The sequence below is a fragment of the Pseudomonas koreensis genome, from assembly GCF_024169245.1.
In the GTDB taxonomy this organism is placed as follows: Bacteria; Pseudomonadota; Gammaproteobacteria; order Pseudomonadales; family Pseudomonadaceae; genus Aquipseudomonas; species Aquipseudomonas koreensis_F.
This window is the reverse complement of the sequence record NZ_JALJWP010000001.1, coordinates 333,702-354,344: the sequence shown is the minus strand read 5'-3', so window position 1 is coordinate 354,344 and position 20,643 is coordinate 333,702. Positions and strand designations below refer to the sequence as shown.

17 protein-coding genes are annotated in these 20,643 nt (G+C 60.0%); 3 read left to right on the top strand and 14 right to left on the bottom strand.

Annotated features, from left to right (window positions below):
• Nucleotides 1–85 precede the first annotated feature (85 nt).
• Nucleotides 86–775 carry an energy-coupling factor ABC transporter permease gene (locus J2Y90_RS01620; RefSeq protein WP_253495982.1) on the top strand — a complete coding sequence of 230 codons (690 nt, stop codon included), beginning with the start codon at nt 86–88 and terminating at the stop codon, nt 773–775.
• Between the two features lie 42 nt (nt 776–817).
• Here the strand turns inward: J2Y90_RS01620 and yacG are convergent, their stop codons facing one another.
• From yacG to pilB, 5 genes are read right to left on the bottom strand one after another with little or no spacing between them, the layout of a single operon-like run.
• Complete coding sequence (yacG, locus tag J2Y90_RS01615; protein WP_253495980.1) at nt 818–1,018, bottom strand: DNA gyrase inhibitor YacG; 201 nt, start codon at nt 1,016–1,018, stop codon at nt 818–820.
• A complete protein-coding gene (coaE, locus tag J2Y90_RS01610; protein WP_253495978.1) occupies nt 1,015–1,638 on the bottom strand; it encodes a dephospho-CoA kinase in 624 nt (207 codons plus the stop codon). The genes yacG and coaE overlap by 4 nt, the downstream gene beginning before the upstream one ends.
• On the bottom strand, nt 1,635–2,507 hold the full coding sequence (locus J2Y90_RS01605; RefSeq protein WP_253495976.1) for a prepilin peptidase: 873 nt from the start codon (nt 2,505–2,507) through the stop codon (nt 1,635–1,637). The genes coaE and J2Y90_RS01605 overlap by 4 nt, the downstream gene beginning before the upstream one ends.
• Nucleotide 2,508: 1 nt before the next feature.
• The gene (locus tag J2Y90_RS01600) at nt 2,509–3,726 is read right to left on the bottom strand and encodes a type II secretion system F family protein (protein WP_253495974.1); all 1,218 of its coding nucleotides are present in this window, start codon (nt 3,724–3,726) and stop codon (nt 2,509–2,511) included.
• Between the two features lie 2 nt (nt 3,727–3,728).
• Nucleotides 3,729–5,429, bottom strand: coding sequence for a type IV-A pilus assembly ATPase PilB (pilB, locus tag J2Y90_RS01595; RefSeq protein ID WP_253495973.1), 1,701 nt, complete (start codon nt 5,427–5,429; stop codon nt 3,729–3,731).
• Between the two features lie 226 nt (nt 5,430–5,655).
• Here pilB and J2Y90_RS01590 point away from each other — a divergent pair, with 226 nt between their 5' ends.
• Nucleotides 5,656–6,093 carry a pilin gene (locus tag J2Y90_RS01590; RefSeq protein WP_253495971.1) on the top strand — a complete coding sequence of 146 codons (438 nt, stop codon included), beginning with the start codon at nt 5,656–5,658 and terminating at the stop codon, nt 6,091–6,093.
• Between the two features lie 298 nt (nt 6,094–6,391).
• On the top strand, nt 6,392–6,745 hold the full coding sequence (locus tag J2Y90_RS01585; protein ID WP_253495969.1) for a BON domain-containing protein: 354 nt from the start codon (nt 6,392–6,394) through the stop codon (nt 6,743–6,745).
• Nucleotides 6,746–7,126: 381 nt separating this feature from the next.
• On the opposite strand, the gene J2Y90_RS01580 is transcribed toward J2Y90_RS01585, so the two are convergent.
• The 9 genes from J2Y90_RS01580 to J2Y90_RS01540 form a co-directional block, all read right to left on the bottom strand.
• Nucleotides 7,127–7,426: a DUF2845 domain-containing protein gene (locus J2Y90_RS01580; protein ID WP_253495967.1), complete on the bottom strand. Its 300-nt coding sequence runs from the start codon at nt 7,424–7,426 to the stop codon at nt 7,127–7,129.
• Nucleotides 7,423–10,374: a DUF748 domain-containing protein gene (locus tag J2Y90_RS01575; RefSeq protein ID WP_253495965.1), complete on the bottom strand. Its 2,952-nt coding sequence runs from the start codon at nt 10,372–10,374 to the stop codon at nt 7,423–7,425. Before J2Y90_RS01575 ends, J2Y90_RS01580 begins: the two co-directional genes overlap by 4 nt.
• A 221-nt stretch (nt 10,375–10,595) precedes the next feature.
• On the bottom strand, nt 10,596–11,612 hold the full coding sequence (locus J2Y90_RS01570; RefSeq protein WP_253495963.1) for a class I SAM-dependent rRNA methyltransferase: 1,017 nt from the start codon (nt 11,610–11,612) through the stop codon (nt 10,596–10,598).
• 135 nt (nt 11,613–11,747) lie between these two features.
• Nucleotides 11,748–13,685: an acetate--CoA ligase gene (gene acs, locus J2Y90_RS01565; RefSeq protein WP_253495961.1), complete on the bottom strand. Its 1,938-nt coding sequence runs from the start codon at nt 13,683–13,685 to the stop codon at nt 11,748–11,750.
• Between the two features lie 228 nt (nt 13,686–13,913).
• A complete protein-coding gene (gene pgi, locus J2Y90_RS01560) occupies nt 13,914–15,578 on the bottom strand; it encodes a glucose-6-phosphate isomerase (protein ID WP_253495959.1) in 1,665 nt (554 codons plus the stop codon).
• Between the two features lie 381 nt (nt 15,579–15,959).
• Nucleotides 15,960–16,820 (bottom strand): pantoate--beta-alanine ligase, encoded by an 861-nt coding sequence (gene panC, locus J2Y90_RS01555; RefSeq protein ID WP_253495957.1) that lies wholly within the window; start codon nt 16,818–16,820, stop codon nt 15,960–15,962.
• Nucleotides 16,817–17,617 (bottom strand): 3-methyl-2-oxobutanoate hydroxymethyltransferase, encoded by an 801-nt coding sequence (gene panB / locus J2Y90_RS01550; protein ID WP_253495955.1) that lies wholly within the window; start codon nt 17,615–17,617, stop codon nt 16,817–16,819. Before panB ends, panC begins: the two co-directional genes overlap by 4 nt.
• Nucleotides 17,618–18,018: 401 nt before the next feature.
• Complete coding sequence (gene folK, locus J2Y90_RS01545) at nt 18,019–18,504, bottom strand: 2-amino-4-hydroxy-6-hydroxymethyldihydropteridine diphosphokinase (RefSeq protein ID WP_253495953.1); 486 nt, start codon at nt 18,502–18,504, stop codon at nt 18,019–18,021.
• 3 nt (nt 18,505–18,507) lie between these two features.
• A complete protein-coding gene (locus tag J2Y90_RS01540) occupies nt 18,508–19,908 on the bottom strand; it encodes a polynucleotide adenylyltransferase PcnB (RefSeq protein ID WP_253495951.1) in 1,401 nt (466 codons plus the stop codon).
• Nucleotides 19,909–20,643: the final 735 nt, after the last annotated feature.

The window sequence follows — 20,643 nt, the reverse complement described above, 5'->3', positions numbered from 1 at the left end:
AGATAGCTTTGCATCGAGTGGTGCACATACATCGGCGGTGTAGACTGCGACAAAGCGGTAAGCCCATGGAGAAGGTGAGGGAATCATGATCGGTGCCGAACTGCTGTCCTCGGCAAGCCTGACGCTCGGCTGGCTGATTTATCTGCCGGTGCTGCTCTGGGCGATCGTGCGTGCGCCATGGGTCGAACTGTTCAGCGACAGTCGCCGGCAGCACTTGCTGTTCGGCACGGTGTTCGCGCTGTTTCTGCTGTGGCTGGTGCGCAGGGACTTCGACACCGGCGTGTCTTATCACTTTATCGGCATGACGGCGGTGACGCTGCTGCTCGATTGGCCGCTGGCGATCGTCGGCGGCCTGGTTGCGCAGATCGGCCTGGTGTTGTTGGGGCGACAGGATCTCGCAGCGGTCGGCGTCAATGGCGCGTTGCTGATTCTGCTGCCAGTGCTGATTACCGAATGCGTGGCAATCCTCGTGGAGCGTGCGCAGCCACGCAATCCGTTCGTTTACATTTTCTGTTCCGGCTTCTTTGCCGCCGCGTTGTCCGGCCTGATGTGCCTGATTCTGAGCCTGACGCTGCTCTGGTACGACGGCCTCTTTGCCATGCCGGAATGGCTGGAGGATTTCGTCGGTTATCTGTGGCTGCTGTTGTTTCCCGAAGCGTTCATCAACGGCATGGTCGTCAGTGCGTTGGTGGTGTTCTGCCCGGAATGGCTGGAGACCTTCAATCGCACCCGTTACCTGTCCGCGCCGTGGAAGGATGACGATCCGAAGACTTGATCCACATCGAACCGCCATGCTCGCGGGCTTTTGCAGCCCTTATCAGTGACGCGGATCGAAATCGCCGGAGAACAACTCGTCTTCCGCGTCCGGGGCGACTGGAATCTTGTGCTCTTCCGAAGCCCAACTGCCGAGGTCGATCAATTTGCAGCGATCGGAGCAGAACGGACGAAATTTGTTCGCCGGGGTGAATTCGACGGGTGCGCCGCAGGTTGGGCATTCAACGGTTGGAATCTGGCTCATGCTTGGCCTCCGGATAAAGTCAGGTAAAAGTGATGCAGACGCTCGACCTCGCTGTGCAGCCAGGCGAGGTCGCGGTCGTTGACGATCACGTCGTCGGCACGGCTCACGCGGTCTTCACGGCTCGATTGCGCCTTGAGGATCGCCTGCACTTGTTGTTCGCTGGTCTGGTCACGCTGCAAAGTGCGTTCGATCTGCAATTGTTGCGGCGCATCGATGACCAGAATGCGCTGGGTCATCGCGTATTGCCCGGACTCGATCAGCAACGGTGAAACCAGAATCGCGTAAGGCGATTTTGCCTGCGCCAGATGATGAGTGATTTCTTCGCCGATCAACGGATGCAGCAGCGCTTCGAGCCAACGCCGTTGTTCGGCGTCTTCAAAAATCAGTTTGCGCAGGGCGGCACGGTCCAGCGTGCCATCGGCCTGCACCACGCCGGAACCGAAATGTTCAGCGATCTTCGCCAGCGCCGGACGTCCTGGCTCCACCACCCAGCGCGCCGCATGATCGGCATCCACTACATGCACGCCGAGGTCGATGAAGTGCTGGGCCGCCGCACTTTTGCCGCTGCCGATGCCGCCGGTCAGGCCGAGGATCCAGGGTTTTTCCACAGGGGTATTCATTTCAAACCGACAGACTGCCAATAGAAGTCGGTTATTTGACCACCCCAGAGCAAGGCAATCCAGCCGGCAATTGCCAGAAACGGTCCGAAGGGGATTGGCGCCGAGGTTTCCCGGGCGCGCAGACGCAGCATGACGATGCCCAAAATCGCCCCAACCAACGATGACAGGAGAATCGTCAGCGGCAGGATCTGCCAGCCACCCCATGCGCCAAGCAAGGCCAGCAGCTTGAAATCGCCATGGCCAATGCCGTCCTTGCCGGTGAGCAGCTTGAACAGCCAGAACACCGACCACAGCGCCAGATACCCCGCTACCGCGCCCCACAATGCATCGGGCAACGCCACGAACACGCCGAAACTGTTGACGATCAGCCCCAGCCACAGCAACGGCAGCACCAGCACATCGGGCAGCAGTTGATGCTCGCAGTCGATCAGACTCATCGCCAGCAAGCCCCACGTCAGCAAGATCAACAGACCCGCCGGCCAGCCGAAGCCCAGATGCCAGGCGATGAAAGCCGAGAGCAGGCCGCAGGCCAGTTCGGTCAGCGGGTAACGTTTGCTGATCGGCGTCGAGCAGGCCGAGCAGCGCCCACGCAGCCACAGATAACTGAGCAGCGGGATGTTTTCCCACGGGCGAATTCGATGTCCGCAATGGGGGCACGCGGAATGCGGCAGCATCAGGTTGTAGGTGGGCACAGGCGTTTCGATGGGCAGGCCGAGCACATCATGAGCCTGCTGCCGCCAGTCGCGCTCGAGCATCTTCGGCAGGCGCCAGACCACTACATTGAGGAAGCTGCCCACCACCAGCCCGAGCAGCAGCGCGGTGAGCACAAAGGCCAGCGGATACACGGCAAACAGTTCGTCGATAGGCATGTCAGATCGCTGAGCCGAGTTGAAAGATCGGCAGGTACATGGCCACCACCAGTCCGCCGACGATGACCCCCAGCACTACCATGATGAATGGCTCCATCAGGCTGGTGAGGTTGTCGACCATGTTATCGACTTCGGCTTCATAAAAACCGGCGACCTTGTCGAGCATGTCATCCAGTGCCCCGGACTCCTCGCCGATAGCGGTCATCTGCACCGCCATGTTGGGAAACACACCGGTGCTGCGCATCGAAAAATTCAGCTGCATGCCGGTCGAGACGTCCTGACGAACCCGCAGCACGGCACGCTTGAACACCACGTTGCCGGTAGCGCCAGCGACCGAATCGAGCGCTTCCACCAATGGCACACCGGCCGCGAATGTAGTCGACAGGGTGCGGGCAAAACGTGCAACGGCAGACTTGTACATCAAGGTGCCCACCAGCGGCAGCTTCAGCAGCCAGGTATCGCGACGGTCGCGTAGGGCCTGCGAAGTCTTCAGCGCGTGGCGAGTGCCGAAAAACGCCGCCACCAGCGCAAACAGAATCGCCCACCACCACTGCTGCATGAACTCCGACAGGCTGATGATCATTAGCGTGAAGCCGGGCAATTCGGCGCCGAACCCGGAAAATACCGACTGGAACTGCGGCACCACTTTGACCAGCAGAATGCCGGTCACCACCGCCGCCACCAGCACCACGGCGGTGGGGTAGGTCATGGCTTTCTTGATCTTGGCCTTGAGCGCCTCGCTTTTTTCCTTATAGGTCGCGACCCGCTCGAGCAAGGTGTCGAGGGCGCCGGATTGTTCGCCGGCGTCGACCAGATTGCAGTACAACTCGTCGAAGTATTGCGGTTTTTTGCGTAGCGCCGTGGCGAAGCTGTTACCGGCGGCGACCTCCTGTTTGACCTCCTCGACCAGTTTGCGCATGGCCGGGTTTTCGAAGCCCTCGCCGATGATGTCGAAGGACTGCAACAGCGGCACGCCGGCCTTCATCATCGTTGCCATCTGCCGGGTGAACAGGGCGATGTCCTGCGGTTTGATGCGTTTGCCGAAGCTGAGCAGAGATGCGGATTTCTTGCGTACTTTGCCGGGGTTGATCCCCTGTTTGCGCAACTGCGCCTTGATCAGCGCGGGGTTCTGCCCGCTCAGTTCGCCAGTGACTTTGCTGCCCTTGCGGTCCGTGCCTTCCCAGGCGTAAACGCTGACTTTTGCTGCCTTGACCGCCATGTTCAATCCTTGGTGACCCGGTTGATTTCCTCAAGGCTGGTGATGCCTTGCATGGCCTTGTGCAGCCCGGAGGTGCGCAGATCGGCGAAACCGTCGCGGCGCATCTGGATGTCGATTTCCAGCGAATTGCCCTCGGCCATGATCAGCCGTTGCAGGTCCGGTGTGTTTTTTACCACCTCATAAATTCCCACGCGTCCTTTGTAACCGCCGTTGCAGTGATCGCAACCGACCGGCTCGTAGATCGTGAAATGACCGATGCGTTCCTCGGGGAAGCCTTCCTTGAGCAAGGTTTCGCGTGGAATCTCCAGCGGCCGCTTGCAGTGCGCGCACAACTTGCGCGCCAGGCGCTGGGCGATGATCAGGCTGACCGAGGTGGCAATGTTGAAACCGGGAATGCCCATGTTGTGCAGGCGCGTGAGGGTTTCCGCGGCGCTGTTGGTGTGCAGGGTCGACAGCACCAGGTGGCCGGTCTGCGCAGCCTTGATCGCGATCTCGGCGGTTTCCAGATCGCGGATCTCGCCGACCATGATCACGTCCGGGTCCTGACGCAGAAACGAGCGCAGCGCCTGGGCAAAGTCCAGCCCCTGGCGCGGATTGACGTTGACCTGGTTGATGCCTTCCATGTTGATTTCCACCGGGTCTTCGGCGGTGGAAATGTTGATGTCGACGGTGTTGAGGATGTTCAGCCCGGTGTACAGCGATACGGTTTTACCGGAGCCGGTGGGGCCAGTGACCAGAATCATCCCCTGCGGCTGTTTCAGCGCGGCCAGGTACAAGGCCTTTTGCTCAGCCTCATAACCCAGCGCATCGATGCCCATTTGCGCACTGGACGGATCGAGAATCCGGATCACCACTTTTTCGCCCCACAGGGTCGGCAGGGTGTTGACGCGGAAATCGATGGATTTGCTTTTAGACAGGCGCATCTTGATCCGCCCGTCCTGGGGTTTACGCCGTTCGGATATATCCAGACTGGCCATCACTTTCAAGCGTGCGGCAATGCGCCCGGCCAACTGGATCGGCGGCTTGGCCACCTCGCGCAGCATGCCGTCAGTGCGCATGCGTACCCGGTAGTTTTTCTCGTAGGGCTCGAAGTGCAGGTCGGAAGAGCCGCTCTTGATCGCATCCAGCAGCATCTTGTGCACAAAGCGCACGACTGGCGCGTCGTCGGCATCGAGGCCGCCGATAACGTCCTGCTTGTTGTCATCGATGGACTCGACGTCGAGGCCGTCGAGATCGACGTCGGCCATTTCTTCCAGGCCCGAGGTGTGGCTGTCGAAGAACTTGTCGATGGCGTCGCTGAGCTTGTCGTCCTCGACCAGAATCGCTTCGGTGCTCAGGCCGGTGCTGAACTGGATGTCGCTGATCGCCTGCTGATTGCTCGGGTCGGAAAGGCCCACGAACAATTTGTTGCCGCGCCGCCACAAGGGCAGGGCGCAATGCTGACGAATCAGTTTTTCACTGACCAGGCCTTTGGGCTGGACCTCTTTGTCGAGGCAATTGAGGTCGAGCAGGGCCATGCCGAAATGTTCCGAAGCGATCTCGGCGATCTGCCGGCTGTTGACCAGTTTGTTGTGCACCAGGTAATTGACCAGCGACACACGATTGCGCTGGGCCTGCGCCCAGGATTGCCGGGCGCTTGTTTCCGTGAGCAGTTCGGCCTGGACCAATTGCTTGGCCAGACCGCTCAGAGCGATGTCATTCATGGGGATTCCGCACGCTTGCCGTTCATGACTTATAGCCTAGTCAAGTGACAGCGCCAAACACGGCCGGTGCAGGTGACAAAAAGTGTCAGATAGTGCGGTTGCGGGTTGTAGGAAACGGCGTCCTGGAACGCACGGTCCCAACGGGCGGGGCCGCAAAGGCGTTGGCATGGGCTGTGCTGGGTCTTGTTCAGATCATGAGATTTCGACTCATGCATGGAGCGTGTCTATGAAAAAACAACAAGGCTTTACACTGATCGAGCTGCTGATCGTTGTGGCGATCATCGGCATTCTGGCGACGATTGCCCTGCCGCAGTATTCGAAATATCAGGCGCGGTCGAAGGTGACGGCGGGGCTGGCGGAGATCACGGCATTGAAAGTGCCGTTTGAAGACACGATCAATCAGGGGACGGCCCCGGATATCACCAACGTGGCGGGCGGTACTACGGCTACTTCCAATTGCACGTTGGCAGTTACCGGCACGGCGGCGACAGGCGCAGGCACAATCACTTGCACCTTGCTCAACGCCCCGGGACCGGTGCTGAACAAGACAATTACACTCACCCGCTCGGGCGCTTCTACGGGTAATACTTCCGGTCTCTGGACTTGCGCTACGACCGTCAACGCCGATTACTCGCCTCGTGGCTGCACGGCCAGCGGTACGTAATTCTGAGTCGAGCAAACGAGAAATGCCCCGCACCGCGGGGCATTTTCGTATCGCGACCGCTTCACAAAAGCTCCAATAATTTCAGCAGCTTATGAACTTTCCGAAAAACCGCAACTTGCATGCGAAATTGCGTGGAGTCATGCATTTTGCATGAAAATGAAAATTGGCGTTTTTCATAACTCATTGTTTTCTAATGGTTTTATGCGGTCGAAAAAGTTGGCACAGCGTTCGCAATATCTCCGGTAACCCTGCTGACAAGCGTTACAGCAGACTTCCAGTAAAAACAGGAGTTACTCGTATGAAGAAGTTCGCTATCACTGCCGCTGCTACCGCTCTGACCCTGACCATGGCTGGTGGCGCTTTCGCCCAGACCACTCAGGCTACCCAGTCGCCAATGGTTCTGGCTGCCGGTGAAGTCACTGAAGCGAAAGAAGCTACTTCCGACACCTGGATCACCACCAAGGTCAAGGCTGACCTGGTTACCGAAAAAGGCATTCCAGGCACTGATATCAAAGTCGAAACCAACAAAGGTGTCGTTTCCCTGTCCTCCACCGCTGCTGTGACCGAGGCTCAGAAAACCACCGCGGTGAACATTGCCAAGAAAATCAAAGGCGTTAAAGCGGTCTCCGCTGATGGCCTGAAAGCCGAGTAAGGCAAGACTTCTCGCCTGAACCGGGAGAAGACGCGACAGACGGGCCGAGCAATACGTCTGCCGCAACTTTAGAGTTCATGCGAACGGTCACACGGATGTGACCATTACAGGCCCCGGCACTTGTGTCGGGGCCTGTTCTATTTGGAGAATCAAAAGATCGCAGCCTCCGGCAGCTCCTTCCGGGAAATGCATTCCCAATGTAGGAGCTGCCGAAGGCTGCGATCTTTTGCTCTTCTCAGTTACCGCGCTGCCAGTGGCATCGACCGAAGATCAATGTGGGAGCGAGCCTGCTCGCGAATGCGTAGTGTCAGCCGACAGATTCGTCGCAGACAAACCGTATTCGTGAGCAGGCTCGCTCCCACAGGGCGGATTTCGTTCGGTTCAGTTACCGCGTTTGCTGGTGATCTGCCGCAGGCGATTGCCTTCGAAGCGCAGGTACTGGTACATGCCGTTGTTTGGCCCGTAGGTCCATTCCTCGACCTGGAACTCTTCGCGGCGGTTGGCGCTGCGCTTGTATCCAAGCACGTCACGGCTGACCGGCTCGCCACATTTTTGCAGCACTTCGCTGGCGCGGTCGTCGAGGCTGACCAACTGGCTGCCGCAGCGCAAGGTGTCGGACGCTGCCGCTTGGCCAGCAACACACATCAGAGCGATCACCGCCAGCCAGTTACGCATGTTCATTCCGCGTCCAAATGCATTTGCGTCACCACGCGGCCATCGCTTTCGGCATCCCCGAGGTTGGCGTCGATGAAGTACACCCGGTCATCCTCGAGCTTGCCCTTGTCGACCAGGTAATCCTTGATGGTACTGGCGCGATCCTGGCCCAACTGCCGCAACAGCACATCGCTGCCACTCCAGAACGCGATCACACCCTGACGCATTTTCGCCGTGCGTTCTTCCTTGCCCAGATCTTTCCATTCTGCCGGTGGCTGGGTTTTCAGGCGGGTGCGGTAGATGCCTTCGAGCAGCGCGCCTTTCTCGCCTTCCGGCACCTGCAACAGCGAGGCCTGGGCCGGGACTTTATCGCCACGGCGCTGGAGCATCTTGTAGTAGTTGTACTGGTATTCCCGTTCCAGGCGCTGCTCGGCGAGCAACGGGCCGTCGCTGCTTTTCGCCGCAGTGCCTTCGATTTCCAGGCGCAGCGCCGGACGTTCCTTCAGCGCTTGCGACAGTTTCACCAGCGCCGCTTCGGCGTCTTTGCTCAGATCGCTGGAGCCTGGCGCGAAGGACACCGTGCCGAGGTCTTCGGAGCCGCCGCCACTGACCAGGCCGCCGATCATCTTGAACGGTGCGGCGGCGGCTTTGACGATGAGGTTGCGCAGGGTCTGCCAGACGATCGGCATCACGCTGAACTGCGGATTGTTGAGATCACCGGTCACCGGCAATTCGATGGAGATCTTGCCGTCGACGTCCTTGAGCAGAGCGATCGCCAGTTTCAGCGGCAGGCTCACCGCATCGGGACTGTCGACTTTCTCGCCCAGTTGCAGTTGCTCGACCACGACCTTGTTCTCGGCTTTCAACTGACCTTTGGTGATCAGGTAATGCAGATCAAGGTTGAGCCGGCCCTTGCGGATACGGTAGCCGGCGAATTTGCCGGAGTAGGGCGTCAGGGTCGTCAGTTCGACGCGTTTGAAACTGGTGGCGATGTCGAGGCTGGCCATCGGGTCGAACGGATTGACCGCACCCTTGATCGTCACCGGCGCATAACGGTCGACCTTGCCTTTGATGTCGACGCTGGCCGGTTTCGCCTGACGACTGTCGATGGTGCCGATCTGGCCGTTGAGCTGCTGCACGGCGGTGGCGAAATTCGGCGTCAGGCTGAAATCGGCGAAGTTGGCCGAGCCGTCATTGATCGCAATCGCACCGATGTGAATGCCCAGCGGCTTGTCCTTGCCGGCCGGTTTGCTTCCGGCAGGTTTGGCACCGCTGTCCGCCGGCTGCGGAATCAGCAAATCGTCGACGTTGGTGGTGCGGTCGTCGTTGATCATGAAACGCACATACGGCTGCAACAGGTTGACCTTGTCGATCGACAGGCTGTCGCCGTGCTGATAGTTGATGCCGTCGACCACCACTTGCTGCCATTTCAGGAAGTCGCGGGTCTTGAGCGTATCGAGGGTGTGCAACTGATCGATCTGCGCGCGGCCGGTGACGCTGAGGGCCAGCGGTTCGGTGCTTTTCAGGTCGACTTTGAGATCACTGCCGAGCATGCCGCTGCGCAGTTCCAGACGTATGAACGGGTTGATGTAGGATTGCGCGACACGCAGGTCGACATCCTGAGTTTTCACGTTGAGCTGCGCGTTGACCGGGGCCAGATTGACCGTACCGTCGGCGCTGATCCTGCCTTGCTTGCCCAGCCCGCTGTCGAGCTTGAGCTTGAAAGGCGAGCCGTTGAGGCTGTCGAAATCCTGCAGGTCGACGTTCAGTGGGGTGATGTCCAGCGCCACCGCCGGCTGTGCTGAACGGTCGGCGAGATGGACCGTGTAGTTGCGCAGTTGCACATCTTTGACGAGCACCTGCCATGGCTTGCTCGGCGCGGTCGATTCAGGCTTCGGCGAGTCGGCGGCAGCAGGTGCATCGGCCGGTTCGGCGGCGGCTTTGGCGGCCGGTTTCGACGGCTGGCTGGCGAACAGCTTCTGCCAGTCCAGTTGGCCGTCGGCTTCCAGCGCGGCCCAGGTTTCCAGTTTGTTGCTGCGGATCTTGCCGACGACCACTTGCTGCTTGGCCAGGTCCAGCGAGGTTTCGCTGACGTCGAGACGTTCGAGCCTGGCCAGTGGGCGTCCATCCGGGGCCTTGATGGCGAACGGCGCGATGCTCACCGCGACATTGTTCAGCAGCAGTTCGGTTTGTTTCGACAGGTTGAGTTTGTAGTCGGTGCTGAGGCTGACCACGCCGTTTTCCAGTACCAGCGGCACGGCGTCACGCACGTAGGGCCAGAAGGATTTCATCTGGCCATCGGTGACTTTCAGGGTGCCTTCGGAGGTAAACGGGATCAGGCTGAAATTGCCCGTCCAGTCGATCCGCCCGCCAGCGGGGCCAATCGCGACGAGGGTCATGTCGGCACTGTCTTCGGGCAGGGTGCTGAGGTTTTTCAGCTCGAAACTGAGGTCGTCGTAAAGAAATTCGATCGGCTCGCTGGGGCGTGCGTCCTCGAAATGCACGACGCCGCCCGCCAGTTTGATGTTGTCGATGCGCAGCGGAAATGGCTTGGCGTCGGGATCGGCAGGTGTCGGCTCGCTCGGCGGCACGTTGAACAGCCCGAGCAGGTTGAGCTTGCCGTCCTTGGCGAAGAGGATTTCGCTCTTGGGTTTGTCCAGTTCGATGTCCGACAGGTGCAGCGCTTTGGTCCACAGGCTGTCGATTTGCAGGTTGGCGTAGAGACGATCAAAGCCGACCTGTTCCTTGCCCGGCTCGCCGATGACCAGGCCCCACAGCGTAACCTCAAGGCTGAAGGGGTTGAGTTCGATGCGCTGCAGATGCGCTGGCACCGTCGCGTAGTTCGCCAGTTGCTGGTTGGCCACGCGCAAGGCAATGCCCGGCAGGATCAGAAACCCCAGCAGGCTGTAGAGGGCCAGGGCTGTCAACAGTGCGCCAATCGCGCGAATCAATCCTTTGGGCATGTGCGGCTTCATCTGTCTGAATCGGAGTGCCTTGGAGTATGGCACGCGATTCTGGTTCCGAAGTGCTTGATGTGGGACAGGATTGTTCAGAAATTTCTGCAGGAACAGATCTCCATTGTAGGAGTGAGCCTGCTCGCGATTGCGGTGTGTCAGTCAGCAATTCTGGGAACTGACAGACCGCTATCGCGAGCAGGCTCACTCCTACAGGGCGCGCGGCGCCTTCGGAAAACTGATTACAGCTGCAAGATCAGCGTCTTCAGCGGTGGCTGCTGATCACGCGAGGGGAAGTCGGCGCCCGGGGTCATCACGCTCCATTCGCGCACCGGGCGGCCGGCTTTCTCGGCGCAGCGCAGCACTTGGTCGCGCCAGTCATCCATGCTGACTTTCGCCAGGTTGTTGCAGCAGATCAGCACGCCATTGTCGGCGGTGGTCAGCAGCGCGGGTTTGAGCAGGCTCTGATAATCGCGCAGCAGGTCTACGGTGCCGAACGCGCTTTTCGCCCATGCCGGCGGGTCGAGGAGCACCAGATCGTATTGGCGCTGTTCGAGGCGCTGATAGCTCGGCAACTTCTGCCCGCGCCGCTGGCTGATCGGCAGGCCGGCGAGCTGGCGGATCGCCGGGAAGTAATCGGACTGGATGAATTGCATCTCCGGCAGTTGCGGGTTGAGCAAACCGTTCTCACGACCGACCGCCAGATTGCCCTCGGCAAAATCCAGGTTGCACACTTCGCGCGCACCGCCCGCCGCAGCGCTGAGGCCAACGCCACAGGTGTAGGCGAACAGGTTGAGCACGCTTTTGCCTTGCGCGTGTTCCTTGACCCAGCCTCGGGTGTTGCGCAGGTCGAGGAACAGCAGCGGATCCTGCCCGGCATGACGCCCGCGCACGCGATAGTTCAGGCCCCATTCATGCCCGACCAGATCCGCCAGTGCGGCGTCGTCGGCTTTGTAGACACTGTCCTCGCGATCAATACGCGAGTTGCCACGGGAGCGGTCGTTGTAGACCAGCAGGGTGTCGAAGCCCAGCGTCTGGTTGATCATGGCGTGCAGTTGCAGCAGGTCGTCACGCTCCAGCGTCTGGTGAAAGCTCTGCACCAGCAGTTGCGGGCCGTAGCGGTCGATGGTCAGGCCGCCGGCGCCTTCCTGGCTGCCATGGAACAGCCGATAGCAATCGGTGCCCTGGCTGTGCAGCACAGCGAGCAGGTCCTGGCGTTGATCGAGGGCGGCGCGCAGCGCCTGATTCAAGGAAGACATGCGGGCGCCTTGCTGAGGGGAATGGGGGCGCGGGAGTTTAACAGTTTGCCGGGGGATCGCGTGATGGCCTTCGCGTGCAGGCTTGCTCCCACAAGTGCAATACGTTCACCTGTGGGAGCGAGCCTGCTCGCGAAGCTATTGATTCAAACGTTTATCAACGAGGTCCTGCACCACACTCGGATCCGCCAGGGTCGAGGTGTCGCCCAGACTGTCGAGCTCGTTGCAGGCAATCTTGCGCAGGATCCGCCGCATGATCTTGCCCGAGCGGGTTTTCGGCAGTGCCGGTGCCCATTGGATCAGGTCCGGTTTGGCGAAGCTGCCGATCTCCTTGCTGACATGCGCCAGCAGGTCTTTCTTCAGCTCTTCGTTGGCCTCGGTACCGTTCATTGGTGTGACAAAGGCATAGATGCCCTGGCCTTTGACGTCGTGTGGATAACCGACCACGGCGGCCTCGGCGATGCTGTCGTGCAGTACCAGCGCGCTTTCCACCTCGGCGGTACCGATGCGGTGGCCGGAAACGTTGATCACGTCGTCGATGCGCCCGGTGATCCAGTAATCGCCATCGTCGTCGCGGCGGGCGCCGTCGCCGGTGAAGTAATAGCCGGGGTAGGGTTTGAAGTAGGTGTCGATCATCCGTTGCGGGTCGCCGTAGACGCTGCGGATCTGCGCCGGCCAACTCGATTTGATCGCGAGTACACCGCTGCCGGCGCCGTGGATTTCCTTGCCGTGTTCATCAAGCAATACCGGCTGTACGCCGAACATCGGTTGCGTCGCGCAGCCGGGTTTGATTCGTTGCGCGCTGACCAGCGGGCTGAGCATGATGCCGCCGGTTTCGGTCTGCCACCAGGTGTCGACGATCGGGCAGCGCTGTTCACCGACGGCATTGAAATACCATTCCCACGCTTCCGGGTTGATCGGCTCACCGACGCTGCCGAGCAATCTGAGGCTTGCGCGCGAAGTTTCCTTCAACGGTCCGGCACCTTCGCGCATCAACGCGCGCAGCGCGGTCGGTGCGGTGTAGAAGATGTTGACCTTGTGTTTGTCGATGACCTGCCAGAAACGCGAACTGCTCGGGTAGCTCGGCACGCCTTCGAACATGAGTGTGGTCGCACCGTTGGCCAGCGGGCCGTAGACGATGTAACTGTGGCCGGTGACCCAGCCGACGTCGGCGGTGCACCAGAACACTTCGCCGTCGCGGTAATCCAGCACGTATTTGAAAGTCATCGCTGCTTGCAGCAGGTAGCCGCCGGTGGTGTGCAGCACGCCTTTGGGTTTTCCCGTGCTGCCGGAGGTGTAGAGGATGAACAGCGGATCTTCGGCGTCCATCGGTTCCGGCGGGCAATCGTCGTCGACTTCGCGCACAGCCTGGTGATACCAGAGGTCACGGCCTTCGACCCAGTCGACTTGGCCCTGAGTGCGCTCAACCACCACCACGGTGCTGACGTTCGGGCAACTTTGCAGGGCTTTGTCGACGTTGTTTTTCAGCGGCACGAAGCGGCCGCCGCGCACGCCTTCATCGGCAGTGATGACGGTGCGGCAGTCGGCGTCGAGGATGCGGTCGCGCAGGGAATCCGGGGAGAATCCGCCAAAGACCACCGAGTGAATCGCACCGATTCGCGCGCAGGCGAGCATGGCGTAGGCGGCTTCGGGGATCATCGGCATGTAGATGCACACCCGATCGCCTTTCTTCACGCCACGGCTTTTCAACACGTTGGCGAGGCGGCAGACGTGGTGATGGAGTTTTTTGTAGGTGATCTGCGCCGATTCGGCAGGGTCGTCGCCTTCCCAGAGCAGGGCAGTCTGTTCGCCGCGTTGTTCGAGGTGACGGTCGATGCAGTTGTAGCTGACGTTGAGCTTGCCGCCGGCAAACCAGGCGGCTTCACCGGTTTTCAGGTCATAGCGCTGAACGGTCTGCCACGGTGTGCTCCAGTCGAGAAAACGCGTGGCCTGCTCGGCCCAGAAGGCACTGGGGTGTTCAATCGATACGCGGTACAGGCGCCGATACTCGTCCTGGCTCAACTGAGCGGCCTGGCGCACGGCATCGGCTTTGGGGAACGTGCTGATATCGAACATGACGGTTCCTTATTCTTGTGGTGCGACAGGAATAAAGATGCGCCGAGCGCTGCGCAGGTTCAAGTCATGCGCAAAAACAACTGTGGGAGTGAGCCTGCTCGCGATGGCGTCGTGTCATCCAGCATCAAGCTGAATGGCGCGACGCTATCGCGAGCAGGCTCACTCCTACAGGAGATTAGGTTGTCCACAGGATCCGGGTAGATCAAACCCTGTGGATCGGGTCCCTCATCAGCCGCGATGACGCCCGCGGAAGTAGTTGATCAGGCCCTGAGTCGAGGCATCGTCAGCCACGGTCTCGTCGCTGCCGACCAGGCGGTTGTAAACGCCCTTGCCCAGCTCCTTGCCCAGTTCCACGCCCCACTGGTCGAAGGCGTTGATGCCCCAGACCACGCTTTGCACGAACACTTTGTGCTCATACATCGCAACCAGTGCGCCGAGGCGGCGCGGGCTGATGCGTTCGACCACCAGGGTGTTGCTCGGACGATTGCCCGGGATCACCTTGTGCGGCGCGAGTTTGCGCACGTCATCTTCGCTCATGCCTTTGTCGCGCAGTTCGGCTTCAGCTTCCGGCAGGGTCTTGCCGAGCATCAGCGCCTGGCTTTGCGACAGGCAGTTGGCGTACAGCCACTGGTGATGATCGGAGACCGGGTTGAAGCTGACGATCGGCACGATGAAGTCGGCCGGGATCAGTTGGGTGCCCTGGTGCAGCAACTGATGGTAAGCGTGCTGACCGTTGCAGCCGACGCCGCCCCAGATCACCGGGCCGGTATCGGTCGACACCGAGGTGCCGTCCTGACGCACGCTCTTGCCGTTGGACTCCATGTCCAGCTGTTGCAAGTGCTTGGTGATATTGCGCAGATAGTGGTCGTACGGCAGGATCGCGTGGCTTTGCGCGCCCCAGAAATTGCCGTACCACACACCGAGCAGGGCCAGCAGGACCGGCATGTTCTGTTCGAACGGCGCGGTCTGGAAATGCTGGTCCATGGTGTAGGCACCGGACAGCAGCTCCTTGAAGTTGGACATGCCGATGGCCAGTGCGATCGGCAAGCCGATCGCCGACCACAGCGAATAACGACCGCCGACCCAGTCCCACATCGGGAAGATGTTTTCTTCGCGGATACCGAATGCCACAGCCGCGGCGTTGTTGCTCGATACTGCGATGAAGTGACGATACAGCTCGGCTTCGGAACCGCCCTGCGCCAGGTACCAGGCACGTGCAGCCTGGGCATTCTTCAGGGTTTCGAGGGTGTTGAACGACTTCGACGAGACAATGAACAGCGTGGTCTCGGCGCGCAGTTTTTGCGTCAGCTCGTGGAATTCACTGCCGTCGATGTTCGCCAGATAGTGGCAGCGCACGCCTTTCTGCGCATAGGACAGCAGCGCTTCAGACACCAGTTCAGGGCCGAGGAAAGAGCCGCCGATGCCAATGTTGACCACGTCGGTGATCGGCTTCTCGGTGTAACCGCGCCACAAGCCATCGTGAATGCGGCCGACCAGATCGGTGATCTGGTTCAGCACTTTGTGCACTTCCGGCATCACATTGACGCCGTTGACCGACAACTTGTCGCCGACCGGGCGGCGCAGGGCGGTGTGCAGTGCCGGGCGGCCTTCGGAGGCGTTGACGATTTCGCCGTCGAACAACGCTTTGATCGCGCCCTTCAGATCGACTTGATTGGCCAGACCCACCAGCAGGTTGCGGGTCTCGGCGTTGATCAAATTCTTCGAATAATCGAGAAACAGACCGCAGCTGCTGAGGGTGAACTGATTGAAACGCTGCGGATCGGCGTTGAAGGCTTCGCGCATGCTGAAATCCTGCATGGCTTGGCGGTGATCTTTCAACGCTTGCCAGGCGGGCAGAGCGGTAACGTCGTGAGGAGTGCGGTAGTACGCCATCGCTGCGGTTTTCCTTTTTACTTGAACGGCCTTTTGAACACGGTACGGATCAGCCATGCCCCTTTTAGCGCATGGGATCAACTGCGTCGACACGATATCCGGACACAGGGCGAATACAGTAAACCTCGCGCCGCGTTCTGTCTTGACTTTGTCTGACCAGATCCCTGTACTTTTTTAACATCCGAACGGGAATCTGGCCGACAAACGGAGGTGCCCGAAAGACTTTCATCCACCTGGCATGCCCGATAGATAATTTCTGCAGCACTGAAAACACCTGTGGGAGCGAGCTTGCTCGCGAAGGCGTCGTGTCAGTCGACTCATATGTCGCTGATACACCGCCTTCGCGAGCAAGCTCGCTCCCACAGGAAGTTTTGTTACTGCTTAAATCGGGCTGTCGAGATTCAGGTGCAGGTTGTCGATCAACCGCGTGGTGCCGAGGAACGCCGCCGCCAGAATCACCAGATCGCGATCCTGCGCCGTCGCCGGACGCAACGTCAGGCCATGGCGGATTTCCAGATAATCCGTGCGCAGACCGGCTGCTTCCAGCACCTGCAACTGTGCACTGATCAGCGCGGGATAATCGCGCTGACCTTGCTTGATCGCTTCGGCAATGTTGCTCAGCACGCGGTAGACCACCGGCGCCACGGCACGCTGGTCTTCACTGAGAAAGCCATTACGCGACGACAACGCCAGACCGTCCGCCGCACGCACGGTCGGCTCGCCGATGATCTGGATCGGCATGTTCAGGTCATGCACCAGCGCGCGGATCACCGCCAGTTGCTGGTAATCCTTCTGGCCGAAGATCGCCAGGTCCGGCTGGACCATGTTGAACAGCTTGCTGACCACCGTCGCCACACCTTCGAAATGCCCCGGACGGCTGGCGCCACACAGGCCTTCAGACAATTGCGGCACGCTGACCCGGGTTTGTCCGGCCATGCCGTCCGGGTACATCTCTTCAACCGTCGGCGCGAACAGCAGGTCGCAACCGGCTTCGAGGAGCTTTTCCTGATCCGCCGCCAGGGTGCGCGGGTATTTGTCGAGGTCTTCGCCGGCGCCGAATTGCAGCGGGTTGACGAAGATACTGGCGACGACGAAATCCACTCGCTGAGTGGCTTTGGTGACGAGTGCGACGTGGCCGCTGTGCAGGTTGCCCATGGTCGGCACGAAGCCGATGCGCTTGCCTTCACTGCGCGCGCGGGCGACGGCGGCGCGCAGTTCGCGTACGGTTTTGACGGTGTTCATGCAGAGAATCCGTGTTCGATGCCGGGGAAGGTGTTGGCTTTGACTTCGCTGACGTAAGCCTTCAGCGCGGACTGGATACTGTCCTGACCGAGCATGAAGTTCTTGACGAATTTGGGCACGCGCCCGGTGATCGACAGGCCGAGCATGTCGTGCAATACCAGGACCTGACCGTCAGTGGCGTTACCGGCGCCGATGCCGATCACCGGAATGCTCACGGCCTGGCTGATTTCCGCCGCCAGTTCGCTCGGCACGCATTCGAGCAGCAACATCGCCGCACCGGCCTGCTCCAGCGAGATCGCATCGGCCCGCATCTGCCGCGCCTGGTTTTCGTTGCGGCCCTGCACTTTATAGCCGCCGAGGATGTTCACGGCTTGCGGGGTCAGGCCCATATGCGCACACACCGGCACACCGCGTTCGGCGAGCAGGCGGATCGACTCCGCCAGCCACAGCTGCCCTTCAACCTTGACCATGTGCGCACCGGCCTGCATCAGCATGGCGCTGTTGTTCATGGTCTGTTCGAGAGTGGCGTTGGCCATGAACGGCAGGTCGGCGAGGATCAAGGCATCGCCATTGCCACGCTTGACGCTGGCGACGTGGTAGGCCATTTCCGCCGTGGTCACCGGCAGGGTGCTGTCGTGCCCCTGCAGGACCATGCCGAGGGAGTCGCCGACCAGCAGCACTTCGACACCGGCCTCGTTGCAGGCATGGGCGAAGGTCGCGTCATAGCAGGTCAGCATGGTGATTTTTTCACCTTTCTGCTTGAGGCTCTGGAGCGTGGTCAGGGTGATGGCTGGCATGTAAAAAATCCTCGTTCAGGCGCTCTGGAAACTGCTGCGAGTCACGCGCGTGATTCTTCATCTACTCAGGCGCACGGTCTTGTGTCGTGCTTTGAAAGGCCTGGATTGCGCCCGTTCATGCCGGGTTGGCGGCAGCGGGACGCCTATAGTCGTGATGAGCCAAGCGGAAGTCAATTGCGTGTGTTACCGCATTGTTACGCGGGCGGTGTTACCGGCGTTACTGATGCGATTCAGCGGCGCGGCGGGCCTGATTCGGGGGATTTTTGTCTGACAATAATAGTGAATCTCACCCGATCAACTGTAGGAGCTGTCGAGTGAAACGAGGCTGCGATCTTTTGATTTTTAACATCAAGAGATCAAAAGATCGCAGCGTTCCGCAGCTCCTACACAAGGAATGTGTGTCAGGCGTGGGGAATGCGTTCGAGGCCGACGAACGGGCAAGCGGCCAGCAGGTCGGAGAGGGCGCGGCCATCGGCAAGGCGCAGATCCTGCGGCGCCAGTTCAGCGAGGGGGTAGAGAACGAACGCCCGCTCCTGAATCTGGTAATGCGGGACTTTCAGCCGTGGCTCATCGATCAGCCGATCGCCGAACAGCAGAATATCCAGATCCAGCGTGCGCGGCCCCCAGCGCTCCAGACGTTCGCGGCCCTGAGCGTTTTCGATCGCCTGCAAGGCGTCGAGCAACTCGATCGGTGCGAGCGAGCTGTCGAGGGCGGCGACAGCGTTGGTGTAGCGCGGCTGGCCCGGCAACAGCGAATCGCTTTGATAAAAGGCTGAAACGCCAGCAAGGCTGGTCTGCGGCAATTGCCCCAGCGCCGCAATGGCGCTGCGCAATTGGTCGGCCGGGTCAGCGAGGTTGCTGCCCAGACCGATATAGATGCGTTCCATCGCTTACTCGCCCGTCGCGCTCGAAGCCCCGGCGCGCTTGCGCTTGGAACCGCCGCTGCGGCGACGCTTGCGCGGTGCGCCACTGGCATCGTCGCCCTTGCCGCTGAGGTCGCGGATCATGTCGCGGCGCTCGCTGTCGTTGGCGTCCTGATAATCGGTCCACCATTCGCCAAGACCGTCGGTCTCCTCGCCGGCGCTTTCACGCAGCAGCAGGAAATCGTAACCGGCACGGAACCGCGGATTGTCCAGCAACAGATCGGCACGTTTGCCGCTGCGCCGTGGCAGGCGTTCCTGCATGTCCCAGATTTCGCGGATCGGCATGGTGAAGCGTTTCGGAATGGCGATGCGCTGGCACTGTTCGGCGATCAGCTCGTGAGCGGCTTCCTGCATCGCCGGAATCGGCGGCATGCCACGTTCCTGCAGACGCAACACGCGGGCCGGCAGTGCCGGCCAGAGCAGGGCGGCAAAAAGGAACGCCGGGGTCACCGGTTTGTTCTGCTTGATGCGCAGGTCGGTGTTGCTCAACGCTTCGCTGATCAGCGTGTGGGTGTATTCCGGGCTGTATTCCAGCGCCTCGGCACTGGCCGGGAACAGCGGGGCGAACAGTTGCAGATCGACCAGCATTTCAAAGGTGATCGCGCCGTGGCCGGAGAGGAACAGCTTGAGCACTTCTTCGAACAGCCGCGCCGAGGGAATCTCGCGCAGCATCGGTGCCAGTTCGCGGATCGGCTGCACGGTGTGCTTCTCGATGCCGAAGTTGAGCTTGGCGGCGAAACGCACGGCCCGCAGCATGCGCACCGGGTCTTCCTGGTAACGCTGCTTCGGGTCGCCGATCAGACGGATCAGGTGATTGCGAATGTCGTGCACGCCATTGGCGTAATCGAGAATGCGCTCGCTGACCGGATCGTAATACAGGGCGTTGATGGTGAAGTCGCGGCGTTGCGCGTCTTCTTCCAGGGTGCCGTAGACGTTGTCGCGCAGAATCCGCCCGCTCTCGTTGCGCGAAGACTGATTGCTGTCTTCGTCGTCTTCGTTGACCGGGTGATTGGCGCGGAAGGTCGCGACTTCAATGATTTCGCGACCGAAATGGATGTGCACCAGTTTGAACCGGCGACCGATGATCCGCGCATTGCGGAATTCGGCACGGACCTGCTCGGGGGTGGCGCTGGTGGCGACGTCGAAATCCTTGGGCGTGATGCCCAGCAGCATGTCACGCACGCAACCACCGACCAGATAAGCCTGGTAACCGGCACCTTGCAGGCGTTCGACGATGTTCACCGCATAGCGGCTGAACTGCGTTTTCTGCAGCGAATGTTGGCCGCTGTTGAGCACTTCAGGGGTGCTGCGGATGTGTTGCGTACGACGCACGGGAGTTCGGAATGACTGGAACAGCTTCTTCAGCATGGGATGCACTGTTTGAAGGAATGTTCGGCCATACCAAAAGAATGACCGCATGATGGGCGCAGATTCTAGCATTTAGTCGGGGGATGGTGTAGGAGACAGCAGATTCGGGCTGTAAGCCGCGAGCTACAAGGGTCGAGCGAGCAAAACGAAGGGGAATTTCACGGAAGGGAGAAACTACAAGGGGAGCCGAAGCTCCCCAAGAAGTAGTTGCGTGCTCTTTTTATTATTGATTCGGGCTTTTTGTTTTTGTTGAGTGCCCTCGCCACGAAGTGTTTCCTTCGTGACCCTCCCAATCGGGAGCCAAGAGCAAACGGATTGCTTTGGTCGCTGAATTGCAGTGATCTGTCGATCCAACCAGTACAGGTTCTGTCTTAGGACAGTTTTTGTTGTTCTCGGCCTGGTCGTGGGGCAAGCCCCAAATACAACGCCTCTCCAAAAGAATCAGTTAGCTGCGCCTCTCGCCGTCTTGTTTTTATTGTGCGTGAGTCGATTCGTCTTATTTTTATTGTCTTGTGCATTGCTTGTTATTGTTCTTGTACCAAACATATAGCAGGGTGCGTGCCAACTTTTGCCAAACCCCGCGAAACAAGGGGTTAGGTCGATATAACCGTTTTGCATGGGCGAAAAAAAGCCGGGGTTTCGTTACCGATAACCCCGGCTTCTGTTACGTGAATCGACTGCGGTAACAGTTTTTTCACATTGTCATGCGTTACCCGCACACGCGGAGGGTAACGC

What these genes read in the sequence shown, in the direction of transcription:
- J2Y90_RS01620 (WP_253495982.1), top strand. Translation starts at nt 86, where the DNA reads ATGATCGGTGCCGAACTGCTGTCCTCGGCAAGCCTGACGCTCGGCTGG.
- yacG (WP_253495980.1), bottom strand. Translation starts at nt 1,018, where the DNA reads ATGAGCCAGATTCCAACCGTTGAATGCCCAACCTGCGGCGCACCCGTC.
- coaE (WP_253495978.1), bottom strand. Translation starts at nt 1,638, where the DNA reads ATGAATACCCCTGTGGAAAAACCCTGGATCCTCGGCCTGACCGGCGGC.
- J2Y90_RS01605 (WP_253495976.1), bottom strand. Translation starts at nt 2,507, where the DNA reads ATGCCTATCGACGAACTGTTTGCCGTGTATCCGCTGGCCTTTGTGCTC.
- J2Y90_RS01600 (WP_253495974.1), bottom strand. Translation starts at nt 3,726, where the DNA reads ATGGCGGTCAAGGCAGCAAAAGTCAGCGTTTACGCCTGGGAAGGCACG.
- pilB (WP_253495973.1), bottom strand. Translation starts at nt 5,429, where the DNA reads ATGAATGACATCGCTCTGAGCGGTCTGGCCAAGCAATTGGTCCAGGCC.
- J2Y90_RS01590 (WP_253495971.1), top strand. Translation starts at nt 5,656, where the DNA reads ATGAAAAAACAACAAGGCTTTACACTGATCGAGCTGCTGATCGTTGTG.
- J2Y90_RS01585 (WP_253495969.1), top strand. Translation starts at nt 6,392, where the DNA reads ATGAAGAAGTTCGCTATCACTGCCGCTGCTACCGCTCTGACCCTGACC.
- J2Y90_RS01580 (WP_253495967.1), bottom strand. Translation starts at nt 7,426, where the DNA reads ATGAACATGCGTAACTGGCTGGCGGTGATCGCTCTGATGTGTGTTGCT.
- J2Y90_RS01575 (WP_253495965.1), bottom strand. Translation starts at nt 10,374, where the DNA reads ATGAAGCCGCACATGCCCAAAGGATTGATTCGCGCGATTGGCGCACTG.
- J2Y90_RS01570 (WP_253495963.1), bottom strand. Translation starts at nt 11,612, where the DNA reads ATGTCTTCCTTGAATCAGGCGCTGCGCGCCGCCCTCGATCAACGCCAG.
- acs (WP_253495961.1), bottom strand. Translation starts at nt 13,685, where the DNA reads ATGTTCGATATCAGCACGTTCCCCAAAGCCGATGCCGTGCGCCAGGCC.
- pgi (WP_253495959.1), bottom strand. Translation starts at nt 15,578, where the DNA reads ATGGCGTACTACCGCACTCCTCACGACGTTACCGCTCTGCCCGCCTGG.
- panC (WP_253495957.1), bottom strand. Translation starts at nt 16,820, where the DNA reads ATGAACACCGTCAAAACCGTACGCGAACTGCGCGCCGCCGTCGCCCGC.
- panB (WP_253495955.1), bottom strand. Translation starts at nt 17,617, where the DNA reads ATGCCAGCCATCACCCTGACCACGCTCCAGAGCCTCAAGCAGAAAGGT.
- folK (WP_253495953.1), bottom strand. Translation starts at nt 18,504, where the DNA reads ATGGAACGCATCTATATCGGTCTGGGCAGCAACCTCGCTGACCCGGCC.
- J2Y90_RS01540 (WP_253495951.1), bottom strand. Translation starts at nt 19,908, where the DNA reads ATGCTGAAGAAGCTGTTCCAGTCATTCCGAACTCCCGTGCGTCGTACG.